Below are 8,555 nucleotides of genomic sequence, written 5' to 3' on the forward strand. Positions count from 1 at the left end.
CCGCACCTGGACGTCCACGGCGGCGGGCAGGACCTCGTGTTCCCGCACCACGAGAACGAGATCGCGCAGACGGAGGCGTACACAGGACAGGAGCCGTTTGCGCAGCACTGGGTGCACAACGGGCTGCTTCAGATGGACCAGGACAAGATGAGCAAGTCGCTGGGCAACCTGGTGACAGTGCGGGACGCACTGGACAAGTTTGGCCCGGACCCCATCCGTCTCTTCTTCCTGAACTCCCATTACCACAGCCCCCTTGCGTACTCAGAGGACAGCATTAGCGGGCAGCAGCGCGCCGCCGACCGGCTGCGCGCCGCGCTGGAAGCGCCAAGCAATGATGACGCTGCCGAGGGCCTTGACCCAACGCCGTACCGGGAGCGCTTCGTCGCGGCCATGGACGACGACCTGAACACGCCGCAGGCGCTGGCCTCCGTGTTCTCGCTGGCGCGGGACATCAACCGCGGCCGCGAGGAGGGGAAGGCACTGGCGGCGGCACAGGAGTGCCTGCGTGAGCTCACGGGGATCCTCGGGCTGCGGCTGGAGCCGGAGGGCTCGGCGTCCGGGCAGCCTGCAAACGCCTTCGTGGAGCTGCTGGCCGAGGTCCGGCAGGAGCTCCGGGCCAACAAGCAGTTTGCGCTGGCGGACCTCATCCGCAGCCGACTGCAGGAACTCGGCGTGTCGCTGGAGGACACCCCGGAGGGGTCCAAGTGGCGCTTCACCTCCAATTGAGCATGAACCTCCTTCCCGCAGTCCCTCGACACCCAACGAGGCTGCCGTCATGACTTCCCCACTGGTCGCAGACCTTTCCCGCCTTCTTCCCCCTCAGCGTGTGTCCGTCGACGCCGAGGAGCTCGCCCGCGTGTCGGGAGACGCACTGGCGGCGTACCGCGCATTCCAGCGCACGGGCGGCGTCGAGGTGGCGCCGTCTGTGCTGGTCAGCCCGACGTCCACGGAGGAGGTGGCGGCTGTCGCGGCGTACGCGTCGGAGCGGGGCATACCGCTTGTGCCGCGCGGGGGCGGGACGGGCGTCATGGGCGGCGCGGTGCCCGTCGAGGGGGCGATCGTCGTGGAGCTGCGCGGGCTGGACGTAGTGCACGAAATAGACCGCGAGGGTCGGCGGGTCACCGTCGGGGCCGGAGCGATACTGGAGGATGTCGAGGACGCGCTGGTCCGGAGCGGGCTGCTGCTGGGCCACGACCCGTGGAGCCGCCCCATTGCGACCGTTGGCGGGGCCATCTCCACCAACGGCATGGGGTACCTGGCGGGGAAGTACGGGAGCATGGGCGAGCAGGTGCTGGGACTGCAGGTGGCGCTCGGCACGGGCGAGATCATCGAGACGCCGGGCGTGCCGAAGGTGGCCGGGCCGGACGTGGACAGCCTGTTCATCGGCGCGGAGGGAGCCATGGGCATCATCACGCGCGCCACGCTGATCGCCCACCCGCAGCCGGAGGAGCGGCACCTGTGCGCCTACCGGTTCGGCGGGTTCATCGCGGGGGACAACGCCGTGCAGGAGATGCACGCCATCGGCCTGCGGCCGGCGATGGTGGACTTCGACGAGGAGTTCCCGCGCGAGCCCATCGGGCAGCCCGTAGAGAGCGAGACTACGCTGTACCTCTCGTTCGAAGGGTACCGCGAGGAGGTGGCGGCGCAACTCGAACGCGGCCACCGCATCTGCGTCGCGTCTGGCGGCGAGCTGCTGCCCGCCGAAGAGGTGGAGGAGTTCTGGCGGGAGCGGCACTCGTCGGCGGAGCGGTACAAGCGCGAGGTGCTGCTGCACGGGCACGCGGCGCGGCGGCGCAGGAGGCCGTGGCGGATGGACTACCTCCATGTCTCTATTCCTGCCTCCAAGGTGCCGGAGTACCACGATTACTGCCAGCGGCTGCTGGTGCAGCGGGGCATCCCCGTGCGCGAGTGGTCGCTGTGGGGACGGCCTGAGTATTTTTCGCTGTTAATCTCCGACCCCTCGCCGGAGGGGCGGACGGATGCCTCGCTGATGGGGCGGGCCGTGGACGACATCCTGACGGCGGCGCAGGACCTGGGCGGCTCCATGGAGTACTGCCACGGCGTCGGGTTGAAGCTTACGCACCTAATGCGCAGGGACCGCGGCGACGCGGGCTTCGAGGCGCTTCGGCGGGTGAAGCAGGCGCTGGACCCGCAGCGGGTGCTGAATCCGGGGAATTTGGATTTGTAAGGGCTTGCCTCTGGGGCTGAGAAGCGTACCCGAATCATGCTTGCCACTCTGCCCTACCTCTCTGGATACCGGCATTCGCCGGTATGGCGAGTATGGGGGTGGGGTCTTGGGTGTGCTCAGGGCGAACGGCTTGATGTAACCCGCACCAATTCTCCTCGTCCTATTCCGAGGGCCTGCGCGGCGCTGCCTTCCGGTTTGGCGATCTCTAACGTGTCCTGGCTGCCTACTATGGCCACCAAGGGACGGGTTGTGTCGTAGTGGGCGCTTAGACCCTCTATGCGGTGGGTGGCGATTTCCACCGTTGCGACTGGCGGCAGCATGCTTGCGTGAATGTTGGTGACGAGGTTGCCGTAGTGGTCTACGTGGATGACCTCGCCGGTTACTGCTCCGGCTTCAAGCTTAGGGAGTGGGAATGACAGGCGCCAGAGGCTTGTGGCAGGGTCGCCCAATTGGGAGGCGGGGACGCCGGCGGCGTAGTAGGCGGCGGCGGGGGCGAAGATGTCGCGGCCGTGGAAGGTGTTGGTGACGTGCGCTCGGCGGTAGGCGGGGTTGGTGAGATGCCATGCCCGGACGGTTGGAGGCAGGGGCGCGAGGGTGGGGGTGGATGGGGTGTCGTCAGCGTCGGGCCAGATGATGCGGGTGAAGAGGCCGTTGTCGGGGCCGATGAAGGCGCCTTGGGGGGTCTCGACGAGGATGGGACGGCGGTCGCTGCCTACGCCGGGGTCTACGACGGCGACGTAGACTGTGCCAGCCGGGAATGCGGGGGCTGCGTTGGCGAGGAGGTAGGCGCCGGCCTGGATGTCCTGGGGCGGGACGTCGTGGGTTATGTCTACTATTATGACGACCGGGTTGACGGTGAGGATGGCACCCTTGAGCTCGCCGACGTAGGTGTCGTGCAGGCCGAAGTCGGTCAGCAGGGCGATGACCGGGGCGGCCATCGCGGCCTACAGGTTGTAGAAGCGGGCGCTGAGGATGGCGAGGCCAACGAAGATGACGATCAGGCCGATGGTGAAGCGGAAGAGGAGGAGATCAATGCCCCGGCGGACGCGGAAGGTGCTCTGGGCGGCCCCGAATGCGCCGGAGCCTTCGCCGCGCACCTGCATCAGGATCACGGCGATCAGCAGGACGGAGACCAGAATCAGCGTTGCGTTCAAGAACGGTCCCATGTGTTTGCGTTACTTCCTTTCGTGACCCTTCATTGTCGGTGTCCTTCGACTCCTCAAGGGCGTACGGCCCCGCCCCCTGGATCCCGGCATTCGCCGGGAAGAAGAAACTATTCTAGCCCTTTCGGGCGGCGAGTTGCTCCTCCAGAAGCTGGTTGACGACGGCGGGGGCGGCGCGGCCACGGGTGGCCTTCATCACCTGACCCACGAGGAATTTTACCGCATTGTCCTTGCCGCCGAGATAGTCTTCTACAGCCTGCGGGTTGTTGTCGAGGGCTTCCCGCACCGCATCAAGGATGGCGCCCTCGTCCGTGACCTGCGAGAGGCCCTTGGCCTCGACGACCTTGCGCGGACTTGCGCCGGACTCGAACATTTCCTCAAGCACCTGCTTGGCCTGGGTAGAGCTTACAGTACGGTCATCGACGAGGTCTACGAGCTCAGAGAGGGCGGGGGCGGTCACCTTGCTCTCCCAAAGATCGAGGCCCGCCGCGTTCAGCAGACGGGCGAGCTCGGAGTTGACGAGGTTGGCGATGGCCTTGGCGCGGGCCTGGAGGGCATCGCCTTCAAGGGTCTTCGCGCCAACGGCCTCCTCGAAGAAGTCGGCGGTGCGGCGGCTGGCCGTCAGGAGCGATGCATCGTACTCGGAGAGGCCGTAGCCGCGCCGGAGGCGCTCGCGGCGCTTGTCCGGGAGCTCGGGGAGGCTCGCCCGGACCTCGTCGACCCAATCGCGGGAGATGAGCAGGGGCGGCAGGTCGGGTTCGGGCAGGTAGCGGTAGTCGTTGGCGTACTCCTTGGAGCGTTGGGAGACGGTCACGCCGCGGTCTTCAAGCCAGCCTCGGGTTTCCTGGGACACGGCGCCGCCGCTCTCCAGCACCTCTATCTGCCGCTGGATCTCATACTCCAGCGAGCGGAAGACGGCGCGGAGGCTGTTCATGTTCTTGACCTCCACCTTGGTGCCGTACTCGGTGGAGCCCCTGGGGCGGATGGAGACGTTGGCGTCACAGCGGAAGCTGCCCTGCTCCATGTCCGCGGTGGAGACGCCGATGTACTGGAGGATGGAACGGAGCTTCAGGAGGTACTGGCGGGCCTCGTCCGGGGTGCGGAGGTCGGGCTCGCCGACGACCTCCATGAGGGGGACGCCGGCGCGGTTGACGTCCATGAGGGCGTATCCGGCTCCAGCGCCGTCGCGGGCGTGCTGGAGCTTGGCGACATCCTCCTCGAGGTGGGCGCGGGTGATGCCGACCTTGCGGGGCTCGCCGTCGCTCTCGATGACCATCCATCCGCCGTAGGAGATGGGATTCTCAAACTGGGAGATCTGGTAGCCCTTCATCAGGTCGGGGTAGGAGTAGTTCTTGCGGTCGAACTGGGCGAACTCGCCGATGGAGCAGTTGAGGGCGAGGCCGGTGCGTATGACGTGCTCGACGGCCTGCTTGTTGATGACGGGGAGGACGCCGGGCATGGCGAGGCAGACCGGGCAGACGCCGGTGTTGGGGTCGTTGTCCTGATAGTCGGCCGGGCACGAGCAGAACATCTTGCTCCTGGTGAGGAGCTGCGCGTGCACCTCAAGGCCGATGACGGGTTCCCAGTCCACAGTGAGCGCTCCTTGCTTCGCGAGGGTGGGCGCGTTGCAATGCTTCAAGTATACGTACCGCAGCTACGGCGGGCAAGGCGGCGGCTGCGCGCGGGGGGTGCGGGTGATGCGTTGCCAAGATAAAACAACCTGCCTTACGTTGTAGCCAATGCGGCACATTTTAGCTACAACTCGAAATTTTTTCTGCAGGTCCCCCGAGGGCCGGGAGCTGTTCCGCGGTCGGATGTCGAGGCAGACCGTGCGGGTGAGGGCTGCATTGGAGGGCGTGATTGTTGCTTGCATGAAGGTAGGGTATCGGAGGGTGGGGGCTTCGCGCGAGGGGTTGGTGTCAGGGTGGGAGGATCGGGGATGCGCACTCGCGGGAGGGTTTGTGGGCGGGGATGCCCCTCCGGGCCGCCCCTCTGGATTCCTGCCTGCGCAGGAATGACGCGGCGGGGGGTGGGGAATGCCGTGACGGGGATGCGAGGAGGAATTGGCCGGTGGTTGGGATGCCCCGCGCGGCCGCCCGTGGATACCGTCCCCGTATCGTGGTACGGGGCATGCTTTCGCCGGTATGGAGGCGATGGGGGCTGGGATGGCGTGAGGGGTTAGGGGTCAGGGTGGGGTCCCGCCTCAGCGGGACGGGCGATTCACGAATCGCCCGTACAGAGGGTTGGGGTGCGAGAGGGGTTTTGGGTGGGGGCGCCCCGCTCGGCCGCCCCTGGATACCGGCCCCGTATCGTGGTACGGGGCATGCTTTCGCCGGTATGGAGGGAAGGGGGAGGAAGGGCGCTGCTTGTCGGGGTTCCTGCCTTCGCAGGAATGACGAGTAAGGGCAGGAATGACGCGAGCGGTAGGTGTGGGAGAGGGGGTTTCGCGCGAGGGGTTGATGTCAGGGTGCGGGGGCTCCCCCATCCCAGCCTTCCCCCTAGGGGGAAGGGGCTTAGGCGCATTGACACTGATTGTGGGGGCGTCTAGGCTTTGGCAATCTTCTGATACGCGTCACAGGTAGCCAGCAGCGCACAATCACGGGGCCAGCGGAAGGGGGCGCGATGCTCACGTTCCGGTACTCGCAGTGGGACGGGTCGCAGCAGGTGTTCGAGCCGGACCAGGACGAGCTGATGGAGGCGCTATCGGAGGACCTGATGGAGCACGGCGACATCAACCGCGCCCTGCGGGACATGATGCGCCGGGGGATGCAGATGCCCGACGGCCAGCGGCTCGACGGGCTGCGCGACATGATGGAGCGGCTCCGCCGCCAGCGACAGCAGCAGCTCCAGCGGCACAACATGGAGCACACCATGGATGCCCTGAAGGAGAAACTGCAGGATGTCCTGAACACCGAGCGCGAAGGCATGGAGCGCCGCGTGCAGGAGACGGAGGAGCGCGTCGGGGAGCCGGGGCAGGACGCGACCAAGGACCAGCTGCTCGAGAACCTGCGGCGGCAGGTGGAGCGGAACAAGGAGACGCTGGACAACCTGCCGGAGAGCCTGGGCGGGGCCGTGCGGGAGCTGAACGAGTACGAGTTCATGGACCCGGAGGCGGCGCGCAAGTTCCAAGAGCTGATGGATGAGCTTCGCGGGCAGATGGCGAACAACATGGTGCAGAACATGCGCCAGAACCTGGAGAACATGACGCCGGGCGACATGTCAGGGATGCGGCAGATGCTGCGAGACCTGAACGACATGCTGGAATCAGGCGGGGAACCGAATTTCCAGGAGTTCATGGACAAGTACGGCGGCATGTTCGGGCCGAACCCGCCGGAGAACCTGCAGGAACTGCTGGAGCACATGCGGCGGCAGATGGCGCAGATGGACTCGCTGCTAAACTCCATGTCGGCGGAGCAACGGCAGGAGCTCATGGACCTGATGGACTCGCTGATGGACGACGAGACGGCGCGGGAGCTGGGCCGGCTGGCGCAACTCATGGCGCAGTACCTGCCGCCGGACGATTTGGAGCAGCGCTACCCGTTCATGGGCGACGACCCGCTCGACCTGCAGCAGGCGATGCAACTGATGAGCGAGCTGCAGGACATGGACCAGCTCGAGAAGCAGCTACAGGAGGTGGGGCGGCGTGGGAACCTCGACGACCTTGACCTCGACGAGATCGAGCGGCTGCTGGGCGAGGAGGCGCGGCGGGACCTGGAGAAGCTGAAGGACATCGCGCGGATGCTGGAGGAGGCGGGATTCATCCGCAGCAACGGCGACCGGATGGAGCTGACGCCGCGGGGCATCCGCAAGATAGGGCAGAAGGCGCTCAAGGAGGTCTTCGCGAACCTGAAGAAGGACCGGCTGGCCAACCACGAGCTGTACGAGACGGGACTGCAGGGCGACCTCTCGGGGGCGACGCGGCAGCACCAGTTCGGCGACCCGTTCGACATCTCGCTGCAGAAGACGCTGAGCAACGCGATCGTGCGGAACGGGCCGGGGACGCCGGTGCAGGTGCATCCGAGCGACTTCGAGCTGGTGGAGCGGGAGGAGGCGACGCAGGCGGCGACGTGCGTGCTGCTGGACCAGAGCCGCTCGATGGGGCACTGGGGGAGCTGGTCGTCGGCGAAGAAGGTGGCGCTGGCGCTGATCGCGCTGGTGCGGAGCAAGTTCCCGCGGGACGCCATCTACCTCATCGGGTTCTCGGACTACGGGCGGCGCATCAAGGAGGAGGACCTGCCGGAGACATCGTGGAACGCGTGGGTGTCGGGGACGAACATGCAGCACGCGCTGATGATGTCGCGGAAGCTGCTGAGCTACCACAAGGGGGCAACGCGGCAGGTCATCATGATCACGGACGGCGAGCCGACGGCGCACATGGAGGGGGACTACGCGGCGTTCAGCTACCCGCCGAGCTTCCGGACGATGCAGGAGACGCTGAAGGAGGTACGGCGGTGCACGCAGGAGGGCGTGACCATCAACACCTTCATGCTGGAGTCAAACCCGTACCTGCTGGACTTCGTGGACAAGCTGACGCGGATCAACCGCGGGCGGGCGTTCTACACGAGCCCGTACCAGTTGGGCGAGTACGTGCTGGTGGACTACATCAATAATCGCCGGAAGCGGGTGTCGGCGTAGGGGGTGGTTCCTTCCCACCATCCCTGGATACCGGCTTTCGCCGGTATGGAGAGTCGGCGCAGGGGGTGTCGGCGTAGGGTGATCAGGTCGGGTGCACCCCGCCCCTGGATACCGGCTTTCGCCGGTATGGAGAGTCGGCGCAGGGGGTGTCGGCGTAGGGAGTTCAAGGCGAGGGCGCCCCACTGCCCCGCACCTCTGGATTCCTGCCTTCGCAGGAATGACGGGGCGGGGGGCAGGAATGACGCGGCGGGGGGCCTAGGGCGAGCGCGCCCAGCCCCTGGATACCGGCTTTCGCCGGTATGGAGAGTCGGCGCAGGGGGTGTCGGCGTAGGGGGCTGACACCCACCGCACGGCCCCCTGGATTCCCGCTTTCGCGGGAATGACGGTAGCGGTTGGCGGGTGTCGGCATGGGGGTTCAGGGCGAGGGCGCCCAGCCCCTGGATACCGGCTTCCGCCGGTATGGAGAGTCGGCGCAGGGGGTGTCAGCGTAGGGAGTTCAAGGCGAGGGCGCCCCTTGGCCCCGCACCTCTGGATTCCTGCCTTCGCAGGAATGACGATGGGAGGGGGAG

Annotated in this window: 6 protein-coding genes; 3 read left to right on the forward strand and 3 right to left on the reverse strand. The window is 66.7% G+C overall.

Annotated elements, in window-relative coordinates:
* The coding region (locus OXC99_07190; GenBank protein ID MCY4624767.1) for a class I tRNA ligase family protein at positions 1 to 726 on the forward strand (726 nt) is incomplete at its 5' end.
* A gap of 49 nt (positions 727 to 775) precedes the next feature.
* Positions 776 to 2,188: an FAD-binding oxidoreductase gene (locus OXC99_07195; GenBank protein ID MCY4624768.1), complete on the forward strand. Its 1,413-nt coding sequence runs from the start codon at positions 776 to 778 to the stop codon at positions 2,186 to 2,188.
* Positions 2,189 to 2,304: 116 nt separating this feature from the next.
* Here the strand turns inward: OXC99_07195 and OXC99_07200 are convergent, their stop codons facing one another.
* From OXC99_07200 to gatB, 3 genes are all read right to left on the reverse strand, one after another.
* Positions 2,305 to 3,126: an SAM-dependent chlorinase/fluorinase gene (locus OXC99_07200; protein ID MCY4624769.1), complete on the reverse strand. Its 822-nt coding sequence runs from the start codon at positions 3,124 to 3,126 to the stop codon at positions 2,305 to 2,307.
* 6 nt (positions 3,127 to 3,132) lie between these two features.
* The gene (gene secG / locus OXC99_07205) at positions 3,133 to 3,354 is read right to left on the reverse strand and encodes a preprotein translocase subunit SecG (GenBank protein MCY4624770.1); all 222 of its coding nucleotides are present in this window, start codon (positions 3,352 to 3,354) and stop codon (positions 3,133 to 3,135) included.
* A 112-nt stretch (positions 3,355 to 3,466) separates the two neighbouring features.
* Positions 3,467 to 4,942 carry an Asp-tRNA(Asn)/Glu-tRNA(Gln) amidotransferase subunit GatB gene (gatB, locus tag OXC99_07210; protein ID MCY4624771.1) on the reverse strand — a complete coding sequence of 492 codons (1,476 nt, stop codon included), beginning with the start codon at positions 4,940 to 4,942 and terminating at the stop codon, positions 3,467 to 3,469.
* A gap of 1,031 nt (positions 4,943 to 5,973) precedes the next feature.
* Between gatB and OXC99_07215 the strand changes: the two genes are divergently transcribed.
* Entirely contained in the window at positions 5,974 to 7,986 is a 2,013-nt protein-coding gene (locus OXC99_07215) for a VWA domain-containing protein (GenBank protein MCY4624772.1), read from the forward strand.
* The last annotated feature ends 569 nt before the right edge of the window (positions 7,987 to 8,555 follow it).

The organism is Chloroflexota bacterium, from assembly GCA_026713825.1.
GTDB lineage: Bacteria > Chloroflexota > Dehalococcoidia > Lucifugimonadales > UBA1127 > UBA1127.